Origin of the sequence: Mycobacterium angelicum, from assembly GCF_002086155.1 — a bacterium.
Lineage (GTDB): Bacteria > Actinomycetota > Actinomycetes > Mycobacteriales > Mycobacteriaceae > Mycobacterium > Mycobacterium angelicum.
The window spans coordinates 1-392 of the sequence record NZ_MVHE01000331.1 but is presented as its reverse complement, the minus strand read 5'-3'; the positions used below and the strand labels follow the sequence as shown (position 1 = coordinate 392).

Annotated in this window: 1 protein-coding gene; it reads right to left on the bottom strand. The window is 77.8% G+C overall.

Annotated elements, in window-relative coordinates; genetic code table 11:
* Positions 1–3 precede the first annotated feature (3 nt).
* On the bottom strand, positions 4–392 hold a 389-nt coding region (locus BST12_RS35195; RefSeq protein ID WP_211281434.1), incomplete at its 5' end, for a hypothetical protein.

Below are 392 nucleotides of genomic sequence, written 5' to 3'. Positions count from 1 at the left end.
GCGTCAGATGTGTATAAGAGGCAGCTTGCCGGCCCCGCCGTTGCCGCCGTTGCCGCCGTTGCCGATGTTGCCGCCGTCGCCACCCTTGCCGCCGGCGCCACCGTTGCCGCCGGCGGCGGTCGCGGTGAAGCCGTCGCCGCCCTTGCCGCCGTTGCCGGCGGGCGCGGTGACCGACGCGCCGTTGCTGCCGTTGGTGCCGGTGCCGCCGGTGCCGGCTAGGCCGCCGGTGCCTGCGGTTCCGGCGTTGCCGCCGTTGCCGCCGTTGCCGCCGGTCGGGGTGGTGGAGGTGCCGGCCGCGCCGTCACCGCCGTTGCCGGGCGTTCCGGCGTTGCCGCCGTTGCCGCCGCTGCCGCCGGCGCCGTTGGTGCCGGCGCTGCCGGTACCGAGGACCG